Consider the following 22,685-nt stretch of genomic DNA (forward strand, 5'->3'; position numbering starts at 1 on the left):
AACGTTGCGCCTCACCGGGTCGCCCCGGCTTGCTGCGGATTCTACGGCAAGCGGTTTGCCTACACATCCGCCCGTGTTTTACTCTGCGTGGCGTCTCGCAAATCCTCAATCGGCTGGCAGTGTCTCCTGCGCTTCTGTAGAATTGCGTCCCCTTGCGGCCATGACGCCGTGAAGGCTATTTCTGGCAGGGGACTTCATGCAGCACGACACATCACTTTCTCATCTTAACGGCTCAGGCGAACAGGTTTCGCGCAGACTTCCTTTTACCCGCTACGACTTTGGTTGGGTATTGCTGTGCATTGGTATGGCGATTGGCGCGGGTACGGTGCTGATGCCGGTGCAGATTGGACTTAAAGGGATTTGGGTATTTATCACCGCGTCGCTTATCGCTTATCCGGCGACCTGGATCGTACAGGACGTGTATCTCAAAACGCTTTCGCAAAGCGAAACCTGCCATGACTACACCGACGTCATTAGCCATTATCTCGGCAAAAACTGGGGCGTTTTTCTCGGTGTGATCTATTTTTTGATGATTATCCACGGCATCTTTATTTACTCGCTTTCCGTGGTATTCGACAGCGCGTCTTATCTGCGTACCTTTGGCCTGACCCAGACCGATCTCTCCCAGTCGCTGCTTTTTAAAGCGGCCATCTTCGCAGCGCTGGTCGCTATCGCCTCGGGCGGCGAGAAACTGCTGTTCAAAATCTCCGGGCCGATGGTGGTGGTAAAAGTGGGGATCATCGTGGTATTTGGCCTGGCGATGATTCCACACTGGAATTTCGCCAATATCACCGCCTTTCCCCAGGCATCGGTGTTTTTTCGCGACGTCTTGCTTACTATTCCGTTCTGCTTCTTTTCGGCGGTGTTTATTCAGGTGCTGAATCCGATGAACATCGCCTATCGCAAGCGCGAGGCCGACAGGGTGCTGGCAACCCGGATGGCAATTCGCACCCACCGCATCAGCTATATCACGCTGATTGCGGTGATTCTGTTTTTCTCTTTCTCGTTTACCTTTTCCATCAGCCATGAAGAAGCGGTGTCGGCATTCGAGCAAAACATCTCCGCCCTGGCGCTGGCGGCTCAGGTTATTCCCGGTCCGGTGATCCATATCACCTCGACGGTACTGAATATCTTCGCCGTCCTAACCGCGTTTTTTGGTATTTATCTCGGCTTCCACGAGGCAATGAAAGGGATTGTGCTGAATCTGCTGGGTCGTATCGTCAACGTGGAGCGCATTCCTTCGCGCATGATCACGCTTGGGATCTGTGCGTTTATCGTGACGACGCTGGTGATTTGGGTCTCATTTCGCGTGTCGGTGCTGGTGTTCTTCCAGCTCGGCAGCCCGCTATACGGCATTGTCTCCTGCCTGATCCCTTGCTTCCTGATATACAAGGTCGCGCAACTGGAAAAACTGCGTGGCCTGAAAACCTGGCTGATACTGCTGTACGGCGTACTGCTGTGCCTGTCGCCGCTGCTGAAATTGATTGAGTAACAGAGAAAAGGCCGGATCAGGCGCAAGCGCCACCCGGCCTTGCGGGAAGGTTACGTCACCGGCTTCTGCCCATTCTCGTCCTGATCGACAGCAAAACAGGCGACCAGTTGTCCGTTGTACTCCTTCAACTGCGGCTGCAACTGGGTGCAAGGGCCGAAGCGGCGGCGGCAGCGCGCATTGAACGCGCAGCCGGGCGGTGGATTCAGCGGGCTGGGCAACTCGCCGGTCAGTTTGATACGTTCGCGACGCTCGTCCGGATTCAGACGCGGCGTGGCGGAGAGCAGCGCCTGCGTATACGGATGGCGCGGGTTGTTGAAAATTTGCTCCTTCGTCCCTTTCTCGACGCAACGGCCCAGATACATCACCATCACTTCATCGGCAATGTGCTCAACCACCGACAGGTCGTGGGAGATAAAGACGTAGGACAGCCCCAGATCCTGCTGCAAATCCATCATCAGGTTCAGCACTTGCGCGCGGACAGAAACGTCAAGCGCAGAGACCGGCTCGTCGGCAATCACCACGTCCGGGTCCAGCATCAGACCACGGGCAATGGCGATACGCTGACGCTGGCCGCCGGAAAACATATGCGGATAGCGATCGTAGTGTTCGGTTTTTAGCCCCACTTTCGCCATCATTGCCAGCGCTTTTTCGCGACGCTGCGCTTTGCTGAGCGACGTATTGATAAGCAGCGGCTCCTCCAGAATCTGCCCCACTTTCTTACGCGGGTTCAGTGAACCATACGGGTTCTGGAACACAATCTGGATTTTCTGCCGACGCAGCTTCTGCGCCTGCGGGTCGTGCTTGAGCAGATCCTGCCCCTGATAGTACAGCTCGCCGCCGGTCGGCGTTTCGATCATCGTCAGCAAACGACCGAGCGTCGATTTCCCGCAGCCGGACTCGCCCACCACCGCCAGCGTTTTACCGCGCTCAAGGGTGAACGACACGCCGTCCAGCGCTTTCACCAGCCGTTCAGGAGAGAAGATCCCCTTCTTCACTGGATAATGTTTTTTCAGGTCGATGGCCCGCAACAGCGGCTGTTGCAAGGTGGCCTCGTGCGTACTCATAGTGTGGGCCTCCCGGCATCATCGAGTGGGTAGTGGCATTTTGACTGACGTCCGCCGTCCAGTTGGTTCAGCGCAGGTTCTTCTGCGCGGCAGCGATCGGTGGCATAGGGGCAGCGCGGATTGAGCAGACAGCCCGTGGGACGGTCGTATTTCCCTGGCACCACACCCGGCAAAGACGCCAGCCGCGCTTTGTCCTGAGCGAACTCCGGCAGCGCGCGAAGCAGCGCCTGGGTGTACGGATGACGCGGCGCGCGGAAGATATCGTGCGCATCGCCCGTTTCCACGACCTGACCGGCGTACATCACGATGATTTTATGCGCCGCTTCCGCCACCAGCGCCAGATCGTGCGTAATCAGCACCAGCGCCATGTTCTCTTTCTGTTGCAGTTCCAACAGCAGCTCGATGATTTGCGCCTGGATAGTCACGTCCAGCGCGGTCGTCGGTTCGTCGGCAATCAGCAGTTTTGGCCGACAGGCAATGGCCATCGCGATCATCACGCGCTGGCTCATCCCGCCGGAAAGCTGATGCGGATACACGTCCAGACGCGACGCCGGGTCCGGTATCCCCACCTGGGTCAGCAGGTCGATGGCCCGCTGACGGCGGGTTTTCTTGTTGCCGCCCTGATGTACCTTGATGGCTTCCATGATCTGGAAACCGACGGTGTAGCAGGGGTTCAGGCTGGTCATCGGGTCCTGGAAAATCATCGCCACTTCGGCGCCCACCAGGTTGCGCCGCTCTTTCTCAGAGATGCGTTTCAGATCCTGATCGTTAAACACCAGGTTTTCGGCGTTTACCCGCCCGGGATAGTCAATCAGCCCCATTATCGCCAGTGAACTGACGGACTTACCGGAACCTGACTCGCCAACGATACCGACCACTTCGCCCTGATTCACGCTGTAACTAATCCGGTCTACGGCGCGGAATTCGCTGCCTTCGTCACCGAAGTGCACCGATAATTTATCTACATTTAATAACGCCATCTCGAACCTCTTACTGCTTCAGCTTGGGATCGAGCGCATCACGCAGACCGTCACCCATCAGGTTAAATGCCAGCACCGTCAGCAGGATCGCCAGACCCGGGAAGGTCACGACCCACCAGGCGCTTTGCGCAAACTGCAACACGTCGGAGAGCATGGTGCCCCACTCCGGCGTTGGCGGTTGCGCACCCATGCCGAGGAAGCCGAGTGCGGCCATATCGAGAATGGCGTTAGAGAAACCGAGCGACGCCTGAACGATCAGCGGCGCGAGGCAGTTCGGGAAGATATTGATGAACATCTGACGCATCGCGCCTGCGCCCGCCACGCGGGAAGCCGTCACGTAGTCGCGGTTCACCTCCACCAGCACCGCCGCGCGGGTAAGCCGGACATAGTGCGGCAGGGCGACAAAGGTCAGCGCCAGCGCGGCGTTACCGATTGACGGCCCAAAGACCGCTACCAGCACCAGCGCCAGCAGCAGGCTCGGCAGCGCCAGCATGATGTCGACCACGCGCATAATGACGTTATCAACAATGCCGCCAAAGTAACCGGCAATCAGCCCGAGCACGATGCCCATCACCAGCGACAGCACCACCACCAGGCAGCCGACCAGCAACGACAGGCGCGCGCCATACATCAGTCGCGACAGCACGTCGCGACCCACATCGTCGGTACCCAGCAGGTGCGCCAGGCTCCCGCCTTCCTGCCAGGCCGGCGGCGCGAGCAGCGCATCGCGAAACTGTTCCGCCGGGTTATAGGGCGCAAGAACGTTGGCGAATACCGCAATCAGGATCATGATGACGACATACGCCAGGCCAACAACCGCGCCTTTGTTGCGTTTGAAATAGTGCCAGAACTCCTGTAGCGGGGTCATCGGCACCGGTGCGGCAATAACTTTATTTTCAGTAACCTGTGACATGATGGCCCCTTACTTCTTATGACGAATACGCGGGTTCACCACGCCGTACAGCAGGTCAACCAGCAGGTTGACGAGGATAATCATCGTCGCCACCAGCAGCACCCCGCCCTGTACCACCGGGTAATCGCGTCGTTGCAGCGCATCAATCAACCAGCGTCCGAGGCCAGGCCACGAGAAGATGGTTTCGGTCAGAATGGCGCCCGCCAGCAGCGTGCCCACCTGCAGGCCAATCACGGTGACCACCGGCAGCATGGCGTTGCGCAGCGCGTGAATAATAATGACCCGCATGCGGGTCAGCCCTTTGGCGCGGGCGGTACGAATGTAGTCTTCACCCAGCACTTCCAGCATCGACGAGCGGGTCATACGCACGATGACCGCCAGCGGAATCGTGCCGAGGACCATTGCGGGCAGAATCATGTGCGCAACCGCATCAATAAAATTGCCCTCTTCGCCCCAGATGGCGGTGTCGATCAGCATAAAACCGGTCAGCGGATTGGTATCGTCAAGAAACACCATGTCGCTGACACGCCCGGAAACCGGCGTCAGGTTCCAGTGTACGGAGACCAGCATGATCAGCATCATCCCCCACCAGAAGATCGGCATGGAATAACCGGTCAGCGCCAGGCCAACAGCGGTGTGATCGAAAATGGACCCGCGCTTGACGGCGGCCAGCACACCGACCGGAATGCCCACCGCGGTGGCGAAAATCATGGCGCAGACGCCAAGTTCCAGCGTCGCTTTAAAGCGCGGCACGAACTCGTCCCACACCGGCAAACGGCTTTTCAGCGAGATGCCTAAATCACCCTGCATGACTCCCCAGATATAATGGAGGTACTGCTGCCACATCGGTTTATCGAGACCGAGTTCAGCCAACAGTTGAGCATGACGCTCAGGGGAGATACCACGCTCACCCGCCATGATCATCACCGGATCGCCGGGGATCATATGGACAAACGCGAAGGTGAGAAGGGTGATACCGATAAACGTAGGGATGACGAGTCCCAAACGTCGGAGAATGAACTGCAACATAACCCGGATTCTCTCTCAGGACGCACGGCGTGGAACCGTGAGTCTGTATTGCTCACAAATCTTATCCCTTCCCGCTTACAGAGAAGGAATAAAGCACTGCTGCCGGGTGGCGCTACGCCTGCCCGATCTTCGGGGGCGTAGCGCTTACCTGACGATAGCGTTTAATTATTCGACAGAGACGTTATCGAAGTGGTGTTTGCCTAACGGATCCACCACATAGCCTTTGACTTCTTTACGCACCGGCTCATATACGGTGGAGTGAGCGATGATCAGGGCCGGTGCCTGCTCGTTCATTACCACCTGAGCTTGTTTGTATAGTTCAATACGCTTGTTGTGATCATCGGTGGCGCGCGCTGGCTGAATCAGATCTTCAAACGGCTTGTAGCACCAGCGAGAGTAGTTGGAACCGTCTTTCGCCGCCGCGCAGCTGAACAGCGTCGCGAAGAAGTTGTCAGGATCCCCGTTATCGCCGGTCCAGCCCATCATGACCGCCTGATGCTCACCCGCTTTGGCGCGTTTCAGGTACTCACCCCACTCGTAGGTGACAATTTTGGCCTGCACGCCGATCTTCGCCCAGTCCGCCTGAATCATCTCCGCCATACGGCGCGCGTTCGGGTTGTAAGGACGCTGTACCGGCATTGCCCACAGTTCGACGGTGAAACCTTTGTCCTGCCCTGCTTCTTTCAGCAACGCTTTCGCTTTCTCAGGGTCGTAGGTGTAGTCTTTAATATCGTCGTTATAACCCCACATGGTTGGCGGGATCAGGTTCTTGGCCGCGACGCCCGCGCCCTGGTAAACGGCTTTGATGATCGCTTCTTTGTTCACCGCGTAGGTCAGCGCCTGACGCACTTTGACGTCATCAAACGGTTTCTTCTCGGTGTTGAACGAGAGGTAACCCACGTTCAGACCCGCCTGCTCCATCAGGTTGATGTTTTTATCCTGCTTCATGCGCGCGATGTCTGCCGGGTTCGGATACGGCATCACCTGGCATTCGTTCTTCTGCAGTTTGGCATAGCGCACAGAGGCGTCAGGCGTGATGGAGAAGACCAGGCGGTCAATTTGCGGCTTGGTGCCCCAATAACCGTCAAAGGCTTTATAGAGGATACGGGAGTCTTTCTGGTACTGCTGCAACTGGAACGGACCGGTGCCGATAGGGTTCAGATCCACTTTTTCCGGCGTACCGGCTTTCAGCATGTTGTCCGCATATTCTTTAGAAAGAATAGAGGCAAAGTCCATCGCGAGGTCGGCGAGGAACGGCGCTTCCGGACGCGTCAGCACAAACTGGACGGTCATATCGTCCACTTTTTTCACTTCGCTGATCAGATCGGGCAGGCCCATCCCTTCGAAATATTCATAGCTGCCGCCGGACACTTTATGGTACGGGTTTTGCGCGTTTTTCTGACGATCGAAGGAGAAGACCACGTCGTCGGCGTTCATGTCGCGCGTCGGTTTGAATTCTTTGCCGGATTGCCACTTCACGCCAGAACGGAGGTGGAAGGTGTAGGTTTTCCCGTCTTCACTGATTTCCCATTTTTCCGCAAGGCCTGGGATCACTTCGGTGGTGCCGGTTTTAAATTCCACCAGACGGTTATAGATTGGTACTGAACTGGCATCATAGGTTGTGCCAGAGGTAAAGAGTTGCGGGTTGAACCCTTCAGGAGAACCTTCTGAACAATAGACCAGGGTTTTAGCCTGTACGCTTGCTGCGACGGTCATAGCCACCAGGCTCAGACCAAGCTTCAGCATCCCTGACTTCTTCAAGGAAATACTCATTCTTCTGCTCCAAATGTGATGTTGTTGTTTTACCCTTTGCAGTGGGTTAGCGCCGCCTGGCCTTTTTTATTTTTGACCGGCCGGGTCGGCGTGATGAGGTAGGGATTCCATTCACTTAAACGACTGAGTTGCAGCGCGGATTCTCCATGAAATGCCCCTCATGCCCTACAATCTGTCAACAGAATGTGAAAACGTCAATACAGCTAACCGCGTTTTACGACAACGGTGAGAATTGACAAACAAAGATTAAAAAAACTCCAGAGGGGTATTTTCAGCAGAGAAATTTATGCTACGCGCGTAATGCCAGAATATAAATCTTAATATTTCGCAACATTTGGTGATTAAGTTTTGTGCAGATTATGAAAAATTTCTGACGAAATGCTGTATATCTGAGCGATTAATGCCATGAACGTTAAAACGCACAGCGGAAAATGCTGGGGTCAGCCATAAGTAACGCAAAAAAAGATTGATGCAAAGATAAAAAAAGACAATGGAATATGTCACAAAATCGTTAACGAATAGTGAGAAGTAAGGCGCAATTTTTGTAGCAAAAATGAAGATGGCAGAGTTTCGAATTGGGGTCGGTGATCGCTCGGGTCGAACCTCTTTCCCCCGGAGGTTCTCACCTCATTGGCTTCAAATGCAAAAAACCCTGCTCGTTGAGCAGGGTTTTAAATTTGGTCGGTGATAGAGGATTCGAACCTCCGACCCCTTCGTCCCGAACGAAGTGCGCTACCAGGCTGCGCCAATCACCGAATGCGGGGCGCATCTTACTGCTCAGGCGCGCCCCCGTCAATCCCTTAGTCGCAAAATGCCATTTAATCGGCGAGAAAGTCGTCAGGCCGCTTATTGTGCGGCAACTTTCTTCCCGTCAGGGACATGGCACCAGTTGTTATACTCGTTAATCCCGCCGTTGGGCGAGGTGTATCCGAGACAACCCATAATCGTGTCGTACAGCTCAACGTGACGACGCGGCACCTTCATTTCCGCCTCTTTCTTCAGATGCGCGAATGCCTGCGCGTTGGCCGGATTCTCGAGATATTTGTCCGACATCCAGACCATCATCGGTACGCGGAACTGCTCTGGCGGCGCCAGCTTACGCGGCGTGCCGTGCAAATGCTCGCGCTCGTTAATCGATTCGCCGTGATCCGCCGCGTAGAACACAATCGCTTTCTTATCGCGCACCTGATCAATCACCCTATCGATAAAGTGGTCCACATAGGTTATGGAGTTATCGTAAGAGTTAATCATCAGGTCCTTCGGACACTTACGGTCGATGGCATAACATTCCGGCTTCCACTGGGCGAACTCGCGCGGGTAGCGCTGAGTGTAGTTATAGTGGGAACCTTTGGTATGCAACACAATCAGATGTTTGCCCTGCGGGTTATTCTCCAGGGAACGCGAAACTTCGTTCACCAGCAGCATATCATCCACCGCTTTGCCCCGGTTGCGCGGCTCCGCAGCGATCTGCTCGCGATAGGCGATGTTGTCGGCCATCGTGTTACTGTAGAACCACATCTCGCTCTGCATCGCGTACAGATCGGCGCTAAAACCTAACTGTTTAAGCACTGCAAATACGTTTTGCTCTTTCAGCGTGCGCTGTGGATTATCCTCCGCCCCGCTCTGACGTACGAACATGCAGCGCAGCGACAGCTTGGTGGCGGTATCGCAGGAGTAGCCGCGGTACATTGCCAGATTCTTCTCTTTCGCAAGCTTCGGCGTGGTATCACGTTCATAGCCCAGCATGCCCATGTGATCCCAACGCGTGGTTTCGCCAATGATGAAAATCACGTAGGTGTCATCAAGATTCTGGGTTGGCGTATACGTGAATTTTTTCGCCGGATTGATAAGCGATTTGTTATCTGACGATTCATCAACCTGCGCCCAGGCGTACAGGCCCAGTGCGGACAGCCAGTTTGTTGGCAGATACGAGTTCGCCAGCACCCCGCCGTAGCTTGGCATGTCGACGCCAGCGATGCGATCGGCGCGCTTCTGGTGCAGCTCCAGCAGGCGAATCGGCGCCCACACCAGAAAAGCCGCCATCAGAACGGTGAGCGCGCTGCGCCAGCGTACTTTTGGCGTACAAAGCTGACGCAAAAAGGTGTCCGTCGAGCGGTTAAACCAGATCAACACCAGCGGGATGAGGCTTACGCCAGCCACCCAAAGAATAAACGTCCAGCCAACAACCTCTTTTGACAGGTCGATATCGGTGGTCATGACTGAAGCCACAATACCGTAACCAATCATGACATTCATAAAGGTCATGTAATAGCTTGCGCCAGCGGAGATCAGCACCAGTAGCGAAGCCAGAACGCGCCAGGCCGTACGGCCTAACAGGGAAAAGAGACGTAAAAAGAAGAAGGTAGCCAGCACCGTGCCAGCCAATTCAACAACCGCGGCGATTCCATTCCATACGGTAAAATCCTGCGCATAACCGTCAAACCGACGGAAATAAACCGCGCCATTCATAAACAGACCGATATAGACGGCAAGCAAAATGCTCAGCTTTTGCTGCGTCATCGACGTAATGTATTTCATGCAAGCAAGCCCTGGAAATCGAGGGGTAAACACAGCCTGCGCTTCGGCTAACCCAGCCGGGCAGGACAAATTGCGAAGGTAGTCAGACAGGAAAGATCTACACGCGCGGCTAAGTAGACCACAAGGAAGGGAAAAAGTGGCAGCAGATAATGTGATCGAAGCAGATTTTTACAAATATTCAAGTTTGAAAACGGATTTTTCACGCGACTGCTAATAACAAAAAGACCAGCCACGCGGCTGGTCCTGTCATTGTTTATTTTATTCAGGCATGCGCCATATTCATCACATCGCGTTTTGGTTGGCGAATGGTGGTAGACAGCGCCAGCGAGAGAACCAGCAGGGCGAAAATCACGCAGAAGGTGACGTAGAAGCCACCGAACAGCGAGGCGATGATCGAACCGCAGATGCTGCCGATGCCAAAGCCGAGGTAAATCACGCCATAGTTTTTCGCCAGATTATTCAGGCCGAAGAATTCGCTCACCAGCGACGGGAAGACAGTGATGGTGCCGCCAAAGTTAAAGGCGACGCAGGCAATAGCGGCAAAGAAGGTTATCGCGTTCAGCGGCGCAAACAGCAGAGCGGCCATCCCCACCAGCGACACCACCTGGCCAATCGTAATAACGCGAATGCGGGCAATTTTGTCCGACAGGATCCCCAGCACCAGACGGCCAGACAGGTTTGCGATAGAAATAACCGTCACCGCATTGGCCGCAGACGCGACGTCCATATGCGCCAGGCCCTGCGCAATATCTTTCGCCACGCCGATCACGTACAAACCGCTCATACACGCCGTCAGGAACATGACCGCCAGCATCCAGTACTGCGGTTTACGCATCGATTGTGCCAGCGTGTAATCATTTTCCACAACGCCATTCCTGGTTTTGACCTCCTGGTTCGGCGCATCTTTCATCAGCGTGGCGCCAAAGACAATCATTACCAGCACAATCGCGCCCCAAATTACGAAGGTTTTTTCCAGACCGACGGTCGCCAGCAGTTGACTGTCGATGAATTTAAAACCCAGGCTGCCCAGACCATAGGAGCCAATGGCGAAAGCGGAGATCAGCCCCTTGCGCTCCGGGAACCACTTCACACAGTTGGACAGGGTTAACAGGTAACCAGCGCCATCCGCCAGTCCCACCAGCACCCCAGCGCTCAGCCACAGCATCATCAGATTCGAAGAATGTGCGGTCAGGAAGAAGCCCAGCCCAAGCAAAATGCCTGACGCCATTGTCACCCGTTTAACGCCAAATCGTTCCTGTAACTTTCCGGCAACGGAAGATGAGATCGCCAGCCCCAGGCTTAGCAGGCCAAAAGAGAAGGCGACCTGGCTGACGGGTTCATCCAGTTTTTCGGACAGTACGCCGTTAAACAGGCTCCAGGTGTAAACAGAACCCAGGGCAAACTGCGTAATAATGGTGCCGATAAGGGTCAACCAACGGGTGCGCTGATACGTTGAAGTTTTCATGGCAGTATTCCTGCATAAACAAAAGGGGAAATTCACTGCCGACAACCATAACGAAATGCATTTTATGCGGGGAAAAAACGGCATGAAGTGCCGTCAGAACGGAATGAAATGCCTGGAATCTGGAATGAATGACGAGACATATATTCAGCAAGCTGATTTTTATATTGTAAGTTAGTGCTCACTATCATTGCATGCCATGTTATGGCTAAAGTTTAGTTGTAAATCCAAGGTTAAAATCTGGCGCTGACCCCCATCGTATAGAGGTAATCGGTGGTGTTGGGCGTATTTTCCGCCTGAGTGAGCGCCGCGTAAGCGGCCATGTGCGGATTAAGCAGCATATCCGCCCCCACGGTCACGTCCAGCCAGCTGTTATCTTGTGAGGTAGCCGCCATGCGGCTTAGCCCGGACTGCGCTTTCCAGATGCTATCGCCATATTGCTGGTTATAGCTGACCTGCGCCCACGGTCTGATCTCGCCAAATTGCGAATTCACCCGCCAGCCCAGCGTACTCACGCTGGCATGCCATAACGGATCGGCGGACAAATTCATCACGCTGTCGCCAAATTCGTTATATATCGATGTAGTAGTACCGTCGTAATGGAGCGCGGCGACCGGCCCGGTCATCACCGTCTCTGAAACCGGGAAATTCCAGCCCATGCTCATGCCACTGGTCGCCTCATGGGGCGACGCATCCGCAAAGTTAACGCTCAAGCCCGGCACGTTTTGCGAGGATTTGATCCGTTCCGCCAGGATGTCGTCATAACGCGGTTGGTGATCGCTGTCCCAGGTATAGCGTTCAGTCGTATGTCCGGATGGCGCTTCGGCGATATATTCTTGTTGCCATGCACTGGCGGTATTGATGTATAGCGAACAGGCCACCACGCTCGCCAGCAGAACGATTTCCCGGCGACCACCGTCTTTTTTTGTCATCATCAATGCGACTCCAGAGGAGAGCCGAAATCGGCGATATTATTGTCATTGTGAGAAGGATGACAGGCTAAAAGCCCTGTATTAAATATTGTCTTTTTCGCAGACGCGTCAAGGCGCGCAGAATGAAATTTTTAAGGCAATTCAGAGAGCGAGGGAAAGTATGGAACGATGCGGCTGGGTCAGCCAGGACCCGCTTTATATTGCCTACCATGACAAAGAATGGGGCGTCCCCGAAACCGACGGTAAAAAACTGTTTGAAATGATCTGCCTTGAAGGCCAGCAGGCCGGCCTGTCGTGGATTACGGTGCTGAAAAAACGCGAGAACTATCGCGCCAATTTCCACCAGTTCGATCCCGTTCGCGTGGCGGCGATGCAGGAAGAGGATGTCGAACGGCTGCTGCTCGACCCGGGCATCATCCGTCATCGCGGAAAAATTCAGGCCATCATTGGCAATGCCCGCGCCTGGCTTGCGATGGAGCAAAACGGCGAACCATTTGCGCAGTTCGTCTGGTCATTTGTCGACCATCAACCACAAGTGACGCAGGCCGCCACGCTGAGCGAGATCCCAACCTCTACGCCCGCCTCCGACGCGCTGTCAAAAGCGTTGAAAAAACGGGGCTTCAAGTTCGTCGGTACGACCATTTGCTATTCCTTTATGCAGGCGTGCGGACTGGTCAATGACCATATCACCGGCTGTTTTTGCCACCCGGGAGAAAAATATGATTCGCGAATCCCGTAGCGCCGACAGGACGGCGATTCTGGCGCTGTGGCTGGAAAGCACGATCTTTGCCCATCCGTTTATTGCTGAACACTACTGGCGCGAGAGCGAAACGATCGTGCGCGACGTGTATCTGCCCGCCGCCAGAACCTGGGTGTGGGAGGATAACGACGTTCTGAAAGGGTTCGTTAGCGTTCTGGAAGATCGTTTTTTAGGCGCGCTGTTTGTCACGCCTGACGCACTGCGCTGTGGGATCGGCAAAGCGCTGGTGCGGTATGTGCAACAGCGCTTTACGCAGTTGAGTCTTGAGGTGTATCAAAAAAACCAGAACGCGGTGAACTTCTACCATGCGATGGGCTTTCGTATTGAAGACAGCGCATGGCAAGAGGATACCCAGCATCCCACCTGGATTATGAGCTGGCAGGCGGATCAAACGCCGTAAGCGTCAGCGCGGGGCCGCAATATTTTTCCAGCCACGCCAGCGCGGTGTTCGCCGCGCAGCCATTGCCCAGTCGGGAACTGGGCAAATCTTTGGTCAGCACGTTCACCGCGCCGTTTTTGCAGATGCCTCCGGCGGCAGGATCCAGATCCGGCCATGCTCCTTCGTGAATGCAGATCACGCCCGGCTTAATGCCAGCGCTCACCACGGCCCCTGCGAGAATTTGCCCGCGATGATTCCACACCCGCACCGTATCGCCGTCACGGATGCCGCGCGCCAGCGCGTCGTCGGGATGAATTGTAACCGGTTCACGATCCGCCACCGCATAGCGTTCACGCAGTTCGCTGTAATTAAGCTGGCTGTGCAGACGATGGGCCGGATGCGCCGACAGCACCTGAAGCTGGCCTTTCTGCGCATTGCCGTGCCACTCGTCCGGCGTCAGCCACATCGGGTGCCCGGGACAATCCGCATAGCCGTAACCGGCAATGCGCCGGGAATAGATTTCGATTTTGCCGCTGTCGGTTTTTAACGGATGCGCAGCCGGGTCACGACGGAAATCAGCAAAACGCACAAACCGCGCGTTGTCCGGGTTTTCCGGCATTTCGATCAGCTGGTTGGCTTCCCAGAAAGTCGCAAACGGCGGCAATGTTACCTGCTGGCTGGCCCCACGCTGGGCAGCGATGTTGTAGAATGTCTCCAGCCATTCCCGTTCGCTTTTCCCTTCGGTAAAACGTTGTCCGCCGCCGCGCTCCCAGCGCTCGCTCAGTTCGGCAAACACGTCAAAATCATTGCGCGCCTCATACTGCGGCGGCACAACTTGTTTCATCGGCACCAGATGTTGGTTGCTGTAATCGCCAGTCATGGTGAGATCGTTGCGCTCAAAGGAGGTGGTGGCGGGCAGTACAATGTCGGCGTGTTTAGCGGCTGCGGTCCAGAAGCATTCGGAAATCACCACCAGCTCCGGCTTCTGCCAGGCACGAATCAGTCGGTTGGTGTCCTGATGATGGGTAAAGTTGGCGCCACCCGCCCACCAGACGAAACGGATATCCGGAAAGTGACGATCCATGCCGTTATGCTGATAAGACGCGCCGGGGTTTTCCAGCGCGTCGACAATGCGCGCAACCGGGATTTTATCCACCGCATCAGTGCCGCCAGGCAAGCTCCCCTGCATTGAGGCCAGCACGGCGGAGCGGCGCGTCGGATTTCCACCGTTGGCGAAGTGATAAGAGAGACCAAAACCGCCGCCCGGGGTACCGATTTGCCCAAGCATTGCCGCAAGAGTGACAATCATCCAGTGCTTTTGCTCGCCGAACTGCTGGCGCTGCATTCCCCAACCGGCCATCAGCATAGTGGTATTATTGTGAAAAATCGCCGCCAGTTCGCGGATTTTTTCTGCCGGAATGCCGCAAATGTCGGCCGCCCACTCAGCGGTTTTGGCTATGCCGTCGCGCTGTCCAGTGAGGTACTCAGCAAATAGTGAGTAGCCCGTGGTGTAGCGCGCCAGAAATGTCTGATCATGCCAGCCATTTTCCACCAGCGTGTGGGCAATACCGAGCATTAGCGCCACGTCAGTGCCCATGTGCGGCGCGATCCATTCCATGTTATCGCCAAAAAAATCGACGGTCTCCGATCGCATAGGATCAATGCAGATCACCCGTTTGCCGCTGCGCCGCAGCGCATCAAAGTAAGCGATTCCCTTTTCATCCGAAGCGTTCCAGGCAATTTTTAGCGTATTCAGGGGATTGGCGCTCCAGAGTACAACCACATCGCTGTGTTCCAGCACAACGGGCCAACTGGTCTGCTGCTGATAAACCTCGCTGCCGCCTACCACATACGGCATGATGGCCTGCGCCGCGCCGGTGGAATAATCCCCCAGATGCCCGGTGTATCCCCCTGCCAACGCCATATAACGCTGCAACAGCGTGGCGGCTTTGTGCAGCACGCCGTTGGAGCGCCAGCCGTAGGAACCGGCAAAAATAGAGGACGGGCCATAGGTATCGCGAATACGTTTGTGCTGCTTATGGATGAGCGTCAGGGCGTCGTCCCAGCTCACCCGCACAAATTCATCCTGTCCCCGCACGCCCTGTGGCCTTTCCGGCGAGGCAAGAAAACCTTTACGCACCATGGGATAACGCACCCGGGTTTTGCTGTGCACCTGATCGCGAACTGCGCTTTGCAGCGAATTGGGATGCTCCGTGGGCAGCGCGCCGCGGGAAGAAATGACGGTCTCTCCGTCTGTTTCCACGAGGACAGGCCCCCAGTGGGCCGCGGTTAACACCGGTTTGTGCGTTGGCAAAATGGCGCTCCTGAAGAGGGGTAGATGTATTTCTCTGTTCAATGTTACTTACAAATTTCAGAGAGATCCCTGGAATTTTCTTCAACTTCACACGTCATAATCTACCGCCACGCTTGCCGTGGTAAAAATAAGAAAGACATTAAGGAATTAAGATGAAGAAACGTGTTTTAGTCATTGCCGCTATCGTGAGCGGCGCGCTGGCGGTATCTGGCTGCACAACCAACCCCTACACCGGTGAACGCGAAGCGGGTAAATCCGGCGTCGGCGCCGGGATTGGCTCGCTGGTTGGCGCGGGTATTGGGGCGCTGTCATCCTCGAAGAAAGATCGCGGCAAAGGCGCGCTGATAGGCGCAGCAGCCGGCGCGGCGCTGGGCGGCGGCGTGGGTTATTACATGGACGTGCAGGAAGCGAAGCTGCGTGAAAAAATGCAGGGAACCGGCGTGAGCGTCACGCGCAGCGGCGACAACATCATTCTGAATATGCCGAACAACGTCACCTTTGACAGTAGCAGCGCCACGCTGAAGCCAGCGGGAGCGAACACGCTAACGGGTGTCGCGATGGTACTGAAGGAATACCCGAAAACCGCCGTCAACGTCATTGGCTATACCGACAGCACTGGCGGCCACGATCTGAATATGCGTCTGTCGCAACAGCGTGCCGATAGCGTTGCCAGCTCGCTGATCGCTCAGGGCGTAGACGCTAACCGTATCCGCACCAGCGGTATGGGTCCGGCGAACCCGATCGCCAGCAACAGCACCGCGGAAGGCAAAGCCCAGAACCGCCGCGTCGAAATCACCTTAAGCCCTATTCAGTAATTCTTGTGCCGGATGGCGGCCTGAACGCCTTCCGGCCCGGAAAATCGATTCCCCTACCCGCCAGGCGTAGCGCCACCGGGTATTTTCGCGCTAAGGTATGCTCATCTAAAGTAAGGAAATCAGCGATGAGCAAATCAGGGCGCCCCACCATCAGCGACGTGGCGAAAGCGGCAAAAACCGGTAAAACCAGTATTTCACGCTATCTGAACGGCGAAAAGCATCTGCTTTCAGAGGCATTGCTGGCGCGTATTGAAAAAGCCATTGCTGATCTCGACTATCGCCCAAGCCTGATGGCGCGCAGCCTGAAGCGAGGCCGCACCCGTCTCATCGGCCTGATTATCGCCGATATCACCAACCCTTACTCCGTTAACGTGCTCAGCGGTATAGAAGCCGCCTGCCGCGAGAAGGGATTTACCCCACTGGTCTGTAACACCAACAACGAAGTGGATCAGGAGTTGCACTACCTTGATCTCCTGCGCAGCTATCAGGTCGAAGGGATTGTGGTGAACGCTGTCGGTATGCGCGAGGATGGCTTAAACCGTCTGCAACAATCCGCGCTGCCAATGGTGCTGATCGACCGGAAAATTCCTGACTTCGCCTGCGACGTGGTGGGACTGGATAACACGCAGGCCGCAACCACCGCCACTGAGCATTTGATCGAGCAAGGCTTTGAGGCGCTACTGTTTCTTAGCGAGCCGTTGGGGACCGTCAATACCCGCCGCGAACGCCTCAACGCTTTTCGCGCCACGCTGGCGCGCTACCCTGGCGTGGTCGCAGAGAACGCCGAAGTCCCGCTGGCGGAAAACGCGCAGTTAGATAACACCTTGCGTCAATTTCACCAGCAGCACCGTGGCATGCGTAAGGCGGTTATTTCGGCTAACGGCGCGCTGACGTTGCAGGTCGCCCGTTCGCTGAAGCGCATTGGCCTCAACTGGGGCAGCGACATCGGCCTGCTGGGCTTTGACGAGCTGGAATGGGCAGAGCTGGCGGGTGTTGGCATCACCACGTTAAAACAACCCACCTGGCAGATTGGCTACGCCGCGGTAGAGCAGGTAGTCCGCCGCATAGAAGGCGGCAGCGAGGCTATCCATGAGCAGGTTTTTTCCGGCGAGCTGATCGTCCGCGGTTCTACCGCCCGTTAATCTCCCTTCGTGATGGCGATCATAATTTCGACACACTACACTTTTCTTTGGAACCGGTTCCATCTAGCGTAATAAAAAGCACGCAAGATCGGGGGTCCTCATGCAGAGAAAAATTATGGTGGTCACCGCCGCGTATGGTTATGACACCGTACGCGATGCGGGCGGACAAATCGCGATGCTGCCGGTGATCGCCAACGCAGGCGCCGACGGCGTTGAGATACGCCGCGAGATGTTTACCGACGCGGAACTGAACGCCCTGCCGGCGCTGGCCTCAGCCATCGAAAGCGTCGGGCTGCAGGCCTGCTACTCCGTGCCGCAACCGCTGTTCGTCACCGACGCCAGCCTCAACCCGCAGTTACCCGCGCTGCTTCAGGAAGCGCAAACGCTGCGTGCGCTGTGGCTGAAAGTTTCACTCGGCCATTTTCAGCGTACTGATTCGTTTGACACGCTGCGCGACTGGCTCACAAGCAGCGGCATGGCGCTGGTGGTGGAAAACGACCAGACCGCCTGCGGTCGACTTGAATCAATGCGGCGCTTTAACGCCGCCTGCCAGCAGCAGGCGCTTGCGGTACAGTTGACGTTTGATATGGGCAACTGGTTGTGGGTAGGCGACTCGCCGGAAGAGGCCGCTAATGCACTGGCGTCCTCTGTTGGATACGTCCACGTTAAGGCAGCGACACGGCACCACGACAGCTACCGCGCTATCCCGCCGGATCGGGCCGACCCGCGCTGGCTGGCGCTTCTCTCAGCGCTGCCTGCACACGTACCGCGCGGTATCGAGTTTCCGCTGGAAGGGGCCGATCTGACCGCCGTCACCCGCCGCTACGTCGACGTTTTACGCAAGGAGTAACCCATGAAAAATGCACTGGATGTCATCACCCTTGGCGAAGCGATGGCGATGTTTGTCGCGACAGAAACCGGGGATCTGGCGGACGTCGATCGCTTTATCAAGCGCGTTGCCGGCGCCGAACTGAATGTGGCGACCGGACTGGCCAGGCTCGGCCTGAAGGTCGGCTGGGTAAGCCGGGTAGGAAACGACAGTTTCGGGCGCTTTGTGCTCAATACCCTGCAAAAAGAGGGGATTGACGCGCAGGGCGTGACCGTTGACAACGGTTACGCTACGGGCTTTCAGCTGAAATCGAAAGTTGAAAATGGAACCGATCCCATTGTGGAGTATTTTCGTAAAGGCTCTGCGGCCAGCCGTCTTTCACTGGAAGACTTTGACGCAGAATACTTCTCCCGCGCCCGTCATTTGCACCTGAGCGGCGTGGCGGCGGCGCTGTCCAGCAGTTCATATGAATTACTGGCGCATACCGCACGCACCTTTAAGGCTCAGGGAAAGCGTATATCTTTCGACCCAAACCTGCGCCCAACGTTGTGGAAAAGCGAAGAAGAAATGGTCGAGAAGCTCAACCGTCTCGCCTTTCAGGCCGACTGGGTGCTGCCGGGCTTGAAGGAAGGAATGATATTAACCGGCCAGCAGACGCCGGAAGGGATTGCGGATTTCTACCTGCGTCACGGCGTGAAGGCCGTGGTGCTGAAAACGGGCGCAGACGGCGCCTGGTATAAAACCCACGACGGTGAAAAAGGCAGCGTTGCGCCGGTCAAGGTGGACAACGTTGTGGACACCGTCGGCGCCGGAGATGGTTTCGCCGTCGGTGTTATCAGCGCCCTGCTGGAAGGCCGCACGCTGGCTCAGGCAGTCGCCCGCGGCAATAAAATTGGCGCGCTCGCGATTCAGGTACAGGGCGACAGCGAAGGTTTACCCACACGTGAAACGTTAGGCGAATAACGTCACGTCATGATAACGGCCCCCTGTACCCTACAGACAGCGGCGGCATAAACAACAGAGGTTGACTATGGCAAGCTCAACAAATGCAGCAAAACGCTGGTGGTACATCATGCCAATCGTGTTTATCACGTACAGCCTGGCGTATCTTGACCGCGCAAACTTCAGCTTCGCTTCCGCAGCGGGCATTAACGAGGATCTCGGGATTACCAAAGGGATCTCATCGCTGCTCGGCGCGCTGTTCTTCCTGGGCTATTTTTTCTTCCAGATCCCCGGCGCGGTGTACGCCGAGCGCCGCAGCGTGCGCAAGCTGATCTTCGTCTGTCTGATCTTATGGGGCGGCTGCGCGTCGTTGACCGGCGTGGTCAGCAACATTCCCGCGCTGGCCGCGATCCGCTTTATCCTTGGCGTGGTCGAAGCCGCAGTTATGCCCGCCATGCTGATTTACATCAGCAACTGGTTTACTCGTTCGGAGCGTTCCCGCGCCAACACGTTCCTGATCCTCGGCAATCCGGTGACTGTGTTGTGGATGTCGGTGGTCTCTGGTTATCTGATCCAGGCGCTCGGCTGGCGCGAGATGTTTATCATCGAAGGCGTTCCCGCCATTCTGTGGGCATTCTGCTGGTGGGCGCTGGTTCGCGACAAACCGGCGCAGGTCGGCTGGCTGTCCGATGCGGAAAAAACAGCGCTGCAAACCCAACTCGAACAGGAGCAACAGGGCATCAAGGCCGTCCGTAACTACGGCGAGGCGTTTCGCTCCCGTAACGTTATCCTGCTGTGCCTGCAATATTTTACCTGGAGCATCGGCGTGTACGGCTTCGTGCTGTGGCTGCCTTCCATTATTCGCGACGGTGGCGCGAACCTCGGCATGGTCGAAGTCGGTTGGCTTTCCTCCGTGCCGTACCTGGCAGCAACGGTCGCGATGATTCTGGCCTCCTGGGCATCGGATAAATTGCAGAACCGCAAACTGTTCGTCTGGCCGCTGCTGTTGATTGCCGCTTTCGCCTTCATCGGCTCCTGGGCGGTCGGCGCGAATAATTTCTGGGCCTCGTACATCCTGCTGGTGATTGCCGGGGCGGCGATGTATGCCCCGTACGGGCCTTTCTTCGCCATCATTCCCGAAATGCTGCCGCGTAACGTCGCAGGCGGCGCGATGGCGCTCATCAACAGTATGGGCGCGCTGGGTTCGTTCTTAGGCTCATGGTTCGTCGGCTACCTGAACGGCGTCACCGGCAGCCCGTCCGCCTCGTACATTTTTATGGGGGTGGCGCTTTTCGCCTCCGTATGGCTAACTCTGATTGTCAGACCCGCGAATAATCAGCAGTTACCGACTGGCGCACGCCACGCGTAAAACCACATTCATGGAGAGTCGTATGAAGCCGTCCATTATTCTCTATAAAGCGTTACCCGACGATTTACTGCACCGCCTGGAAGAACATGTCACCGTTACCCAGGTGCAGAACCTGCGCCCGGAGACGGTTGAACAGTACGCCCAGGCGTTTGCTAACGCGGAAGGTCTGCTCGGCTCCAGTCAAACCGTCGACAGCGCGCTGCTGGAGAAGATGCCGAGGTTGCGTGCCGCCTCAACCATTTCCGTTGGTTACGACAATTTTGACGTGGAGGCGCTGAACGCGCGTAACGTGCTGCTGATGCACACGCCGACCGTACTGACGGAGACCGTGGCCGACACGATCATGGCGCTGGTGCTGGCGACCGCCCGCCGGGTGGTGGACGTCGCCGAACGCGTTAAAGCGGGCCAATGGACCAAAAGTATTGGCCCTGACTGGTTTGGCACTGATGTACACCATAAAACGCTGGGGATCGTCGGTATGGGACGTATTGGTCTCGCGCTGGCGCAACGTGCGCATTTTGGCTTCAGTATGCCGGTTCTTTACAACGCCCGCCGCCGCCATCCCGAAGCGGAAGAACGTTTCAACGCGCGTTACTGCGATCTTGATACGCTAGTGCAGGAAGCAGATTTTGTCTGTCTGATCCTGCCGCTGACCGACGAAACGCATCATCTGTTTGGCGCGGAACAGTTCGCCCATATGAAGCGTTCGGCTATTTTCATTAATGCCGGGCGCGGTCCGGTGGTCGACGAAAAGGCGCTGGTGACCGCCCTGCAAAACGGTGAGATTCAGGCCGCCGGTCTGGATGTGTTTGAACAGGAGCCGCTGCCGGTTGACTCTCCATTGCTGTCAATGCACAACGTCGTGGCGGTACCGCATATCGGCTCGGCAACGCATGAAACCCGCGACAACATGGCGGCCTGCGCGGTGGATAATTTGCTTGACGCACTGCAAGGAAAGGTCAGGAAGAACTGCGTGAATCCGCAGGTGGCGGGGTAATGGATACCCCTGCCGGAGGGCGGCGTCGCCTCGTCCGGCAGGGGTGTGAACTGGCCCGACTGGCCACTTCGCCCTCGGGCTTTTAACGGTTACTGAACGGCATTCACCGCCGCACTCCAGGCCTGGTTAAAAGCCTGGTGCTGCGACGCCAGCGGTCCAATCAACGTATTGTACTGGCTTGCCTGCTGCGAAGTCGGGAACTGAATACCATTCGCCACGAAGCTCACCTGGGTGTCCTGCTGCGCGATAAAATCGCCCACCTGCACCAGTTGCTGGGTAAAGATTTGCGCGGCCGGGATCAGCGGCTGTAACGCCTCGGCTGGAGTAGTTACCACTTTTTTATACGCCTGATCGAACACCGGCTTCAGATCGTCGGCCTGTTTCAGCGCGCCATGCGCCGCATCGGCCTGTAGCTTCGCGTTCTGTAGCTGTTGGCCCAACACGCCCAGCGAACCGTTTAAATCGCGCAGAGGCCCGCGTTGCGTGACATAATCCTGCGGCACACGGATGGCGTTTACGCTATCAACGACCGGGCGCAGACCGGCGTCCATCGCCTGATTCACCTGCTGCGAATAGCCGTACAAAATCGCGTAATCAGATACAAACGGACCGAATGTTTTTTTCTGATCGGCAGTCAGTGTCGGTAAGCGTTCACCGCTACGCATCACCGTATTCTGCAGAAAATCGATAAACGCTTTACGCTGATCGCCTTCTTTATCAAAACACCCACTCAGGCTAACTACCATTAATAACGCCGCAAGAGGCGCAAACCAGCGAGAGCAGGACTTACCTGTCGCCATTTTTATACTCCTTTCACCCAAAAATGCGCACAACGCAATACGCGTGCCTGACGCTCACAAGGATAGTCCAGGTCAGCTTCGCAGGATACCCCTTCTGCATAATCTTGTGGCGGAATTTATATCACCAGACATCCTTCCCTGACTTGTTACTTTAT

At 56.1% G+C, this 22,685-nt stretch carries 19 protein-coding genes and 1 tRNA gene; 9 read left to right on the forward strand and 11 right to left on the reverse strand.

What is annotated here, in order from left to right:
- Positions 1 to 196: 196 nt before the first annotated feature.
- Complete coding sequence (locus CSE01S_RS08470; protein WP_042286772.1) at positions 197 to 1,492, forward strand: SLC5/6 family protein; 1,296 nt, start codon at positions 197 to 199, stop codon at positions 1,490 to 1,492.
- Between the two features lie 50 nt (positions 1,493 to 1,542).
- Here CSE01S_RS08470 and dppF read toward each other — a convergent pair whose 3' ends face one another.
- The 9 genes from dppF to CSE01S_RS08520 form a co-directional block, all read right to left on the reverse strand.
- The gene (gene dppF, locus CSE01S_RS08475) at positions 1,543 to 2,556 is read right to left on the reverse strand and encodes a dipeptide ABC transporter ATP-binding subunit DppF (RefSeq protein ID WP_042286774.1); all 1,014 of its coding nucleotides are present in this window, start codon (positions 2,554 to 2,556) and stop codon (positions 1,543 to 1,545) included.
- Positions 2,553 to 3,536: a dipeptide ABC transporter ATP-binding protein gene (gene dppD, locus CSE01S_RS08480; protein WP_042286777.1), complete on the reverse strand. Its 984-nt coding sequence runs from the start codon at positions 3,534 to 3,536 to the stop codon at positions 2,553 to 2,555. Before dppD ends, dppF begins: the two co-directional genes overlap by 4 nt.
- 10 nt (positions 3,537 to 3,546) lie before the next feature.
- Complete coding sequence (gene dppC, locus CSE01S_RS08485; RefSeq protein ID WP_042286779.1) at positions 3,547 to 4,449, reverse strand: dipeptide ABC transporter permease DppC; 903 nt, start codon at positions 4,447 to 4,449, stop codon at positions 3,547 to 3,549.
- Between the two features lie 9 nt (positions 4,450 to 4,458).
- Positions 4,459 to 5,478 (reverse strand): dipeptide ABC transporter permease DppB, encoded by a 1,020-nt coding sequence (dppB, locus tag CSE01S_RS08490; RefSeq protein WP_042286783.1) that lies wholly within the window; start codon positions 5,476 to 5,478, stop codon positions 4,459 to 4,461.
- Between the two features lie 165 nt (positions 5,479 to 5,643).
- A complete protein-coding gene (gene dppA, locus CSE01S_RS08495; RefSeq protein WP_042286785.1) occupies positions 5,644 to 7,251 on the reverse strand; it encodes a dipeptide ABC transporter periplasmic-binding protein DppA in 1,608 nt (535 codons plus the stop codon).
- Positions 7,252 to 7,929: 678 nt separating this feature from the next.
- Positions 7,930 to 8,006 (reverse strand) — tRNA-Pro (locus tag CSE01S_RS08500).
- Positions 8,007 to 8,097: 91 nt separating this feature from the next.
- On the reverse strand, positions 8,098 to 9,789 hold the full coding sequence (eptB, locus tag CSE01S_RS08505) for a kdo(2)-lipid A phosphoethanolamine 7''-transferase (protein WP_042286787.1): 1,692 nt from the start codon (positions 9,787 to 9,789) through the stop codon (positions 8,098 to 8,100).
- Positions 9,790 to 10,051: 262 nt separating this feature from the next.
- Positions 10,052 to 11,254 (reverse strand): L-lactate MFS transporter, encoded by a 1,203-nt coding sequence (locus CSE01S_RS08510; RefSeq protein WP_042286791.1) that lies wholly within the window; start codon positions 11,252 to 11,254, stop codon positions 10,052 to 10,054.
- 230 nt (positions 11,255 to 11,484) lie between these two features.
- The gene (locus CSE01S_RS08520) at positions 11,485 to 12,186 is read right to left on the reverse strand and encodes an autotransporter domain-containing protein (RefSeq protein ID WP_042286794.1); all 702 of its coding nucleotides are present in this window, start codon (positions 12,184 to 12,186) and stop codon (positions 11,485 to 11,487) included.
- 157 nt (positions 12,187 to 12,343) lie between these two features.
- On the opposite strand from CSE01S_RS08520, the gene tag reads away from it, so the two are divergent.
- A complete protein-coding gene (tag, locus tag CSE01S_RS08525) occupies positions 12,344 to 12,922 on the forward strand; it encodes a DNA-3-methyladenine glycosylase I (RefSeq protein ID WP_042286797.1) in 579 nt (192 codons plus the stop codon).
- On the forward strand, positions 12,903 to 13,343 hold the full coding sequence (locus tag CSE01S_RS08530) for an N-acetyltransferase (RefSeq protein ID WP_042286801.1): 441 nt from the start codon (positions 12,903 to 12,905) through the stop codon (positions 13,341 to 13,343). The genes tag and CSE01S_RS08530 overlap by 20 nt, the downstream gene beginning before the upstream one ends.
- Here the strand turns inward: CSE01S_RS08530 and CSE01S_RS08535 are convergent.
- Positions 13,312 to 15,636: a molybdopterin guanine dinucleotide-containing S/N-oxide reductase gene (locus CSE01S_RS08535; RefSeq protein WP_233422695.1), complete on the reverse strand. Its 2,325-nt coding sequence runs from the start codon at positions 15,634 to 15,636 to the stop codon at positions 13,312 to 13,314. The two genes, CSE01S_RS08530 and CSE01S_RS08535, sit on opposite strands and share 32 nt — an antisense overlap.
- A gap of 152 nt (positions 15,637 to 15,788) precedes the next feature.
- Between CSE01S_RS08535 and CSE01S_RS08540 the strand changes: the two genes are divergently transcribed.
- The 6 genes from CSE01S_RS08540 to ghrB all read left to right on the forward strand — a co-directional run bounded on the left by CSE01S_RS08540 (position 15,789) and on the right by ghrB (position 21,730).
- A complete protein-coding gene (locus tag CSE01S_RS08540) occupies positions 15,789 to 16,451 on the forward strand; it encodes an OmpA family lipoprotein (RefSeq protein ID WP_042286803.1) in 663 nt (220 codons plus the stop codon).
- A gap of 125 nt (positions 16,452 to 16,576) precedes the next feature.
- Positions 16,577 to 17,593, forward strand: coding sequence for a LacI family DNA-binding transcriptional regulator (locus CSE01S_RS08545; RefSeq protein WP_042286807.1), 1,017 nt, complete (start codon positions 16,577 to 16,579; stop codon positions 17,591 to 17,593).
- Between the two features lie 100 nt (positions 17,594 to 17,693).
- Positions 17,694 to 18,443 (forward strand): sugar phosphate isomerase/epimerase family protein, encoded by a 750-nt coding sequence (locus CSE01S_RS08550; protein ID WP_042286811.1) that lies wholly within the window; start codon positions 17,694 to 17,696, stop codon positions 18,441 to 18,443.
- 3 nt (positions 18,444 to 18,446) lie between these two features.
- Positions 18,447 to 19,385, forward strand: coding sequence for a sugar kinase (locus CSE01S_RS08555; RefSeq protein WP_042286815.1), 939 nt, complete (start codon positions 18,447 to 18,449; stop codon positions 19,383 to 19,385).
- A gap of 67 nt (positions 19,386 to 19,452) precedes the next feature.
- Entirely contained in the window at positions 19,453 to 20,733 is a 1,281-nt protein-coding gene (locus CSE01S_RS08560) for an MFS transporter (RefSeq protein WP_042286817.1), read from the forward strand.
- Positions 20,734 to 20,755: 22 nt separating this feature from the next.
- The gene (gene ghrB / locus CSE01S_RS08565; RefSeq protein WP_042286821.1) at positions 20,756 to 21,730 is read left to right on the forward strand and encodes a glyoxylate/hydroxypyruvate reductase GhrB; all 975 of its coding nucleotides are present in this window, start codon (positions 20,756 to 20,758) and stop codon (positions 21,728 to 21,730) included.
- 89 nt (positions 21,731 to 21,819) lie between these two features.
- On the opposite strand, the gene CSE01S_RS08570 is transcribed toward ghrB, so the two are convergent.
- The gene (locus CSE01S_RS08570) at positions 21,820 to 22,530 is read right to left on the reverse strand and encodes a DUF3053 domain-containing protein (protein WP_042286824.1); all 711 of its coding nucleotides are present in this window, start codon (positions 22,528 to 22,530) and stop codon (positions 21,820 to 21,822) included.
- Positions 22,531 to 22,685 lie beyond the last annotated feature (155 nt).

It is taken from the genome of Citrobacter sedlakii NBRC 105722 (assembly GCF_000759835.1).
Lineage (GTDB): Bacteria > Pseudomonadota > Gammaproteobacteria > Enterobacterales > Enterobacteriaceae > Citrobacter_A > Citrobacter_A sedlakii.

Coding starts and splice junctions, on each gene's coding strand:
- CSE01S_RS08470 (WP_042286772.1), top strand. CDS start 197: ATGCAGCACGACACATCACTTTCTCATCTTAACGGCTCAGGCGAACAG.
- dppF (WP_042286774.1), bottom strand. CDS start 2,556: ATGAGTACGCACGAGGCCACCTTGCAACAGCCGCTGTTGCGGGCCATC.
- dppD (WP_042286777.1), bottom strand. CDS start 3,536: ATGGCGTTATTAAATGTAGATAAATTATCGGTGCACTTCGGTGACGAA.
- dppC (WP_042286779.1), bottom strand. CDS start 4,449: ATGTCACAGGTTACTGAAAATAAAGTTATTGCCGCACCGGTGCCGATG.
- dppB (WP_042286783.1), bottom strand. CDS start 5,478: ATGTTGCAGTTCATTCTCCGACGTTTGGGACTCGTCATCCCTACGTTT.
- dppA (WP_042286785.1), bottom strand. CDS start 7,251: ATGAGTATTTCCTTGAAGAAGTCAGGGATGCTGAAGCTTGGTCTGAGC.
- eptB (WP_042286787.1), bottom strand. CDS start 9,789: ATGAAATACATTACGTCGATGACGCAGCAAAAGCTGAGCATTTTGCTT.
- CSE01S_RS08510 (WP_042286791.1), bottom strand. CDS start 11,254: ATGAAAACTTCAACGTATCAGCGCACCCGTTGGTTGACCCTTATCGGC.
- CSE01S_RS08520 (WP_042286794.1), bottom strand. CDS start 12,186: ATGATGACAAAAAAAGACGGTGGTCGCCGGGAAATCGTTCTGCTGGCG.
- tag (WP_042286797.1), top strand. CDS start 12,344: ATGGAACGATGCGGCTGGGTCAGCCAGGACCCGCTTTATATTGCCTAC.
- CSE01S_RS08530 (WP_042286801.1), top strand. CDS start 12,903: ATGATTCGCGAATCCCGTAGCGCCGACAGGACGGCGATTCTGGCGCTG.
- CSE01S_RS08540 (WP_042286803.1), top strand. CDS start 15,789: ATGAAGAAACGTGTTTTAGTCATTGCCGCTATCGTGAGCGGCGCGCTG.
- CSE01S_RS08545 (WP_042286807.1), top strand. CDS start 16,577: ATGAGCAAATCAGGGCGCCCCACCATCAGCGACGTGGCGAAAGCGGCA.
- CSE01S_RS08550 (WP_042286811.1), top strand. CDS start 17,694: ATGCAGAGAAAAATTATGGTGGTCACCGCCGCGTATGGTTATGACACC.
- CSE01S_RS08555 (WP_042286815.1), top strand. CDS start 18,447: ATGAAAAATGCACTGGATGTCATCACCCTTGGCGAAGCGATGGCGATG.
- CSE01S_RS08560 (WP_042286817.1), top strand. CDS start 19,453: ATGGCAAGCTCAACAAATGCAGCAAAACGCTGGTGGTACATCATGCCA.
- ghrB (WP_042286821.1), top strand. CDS start 20,756: ATGAAGCCGTCCATTATTCTCTATAAAGCGTTACCCGACGATTTACTG.
- CSE01S_RS08570 (WP_042286824.1), bottom strand. CDS start 22,530: ATGGCGACAGGTAAGTCCTGCTCTCGCTGGTTTGCGCCTCTTGCGGCG.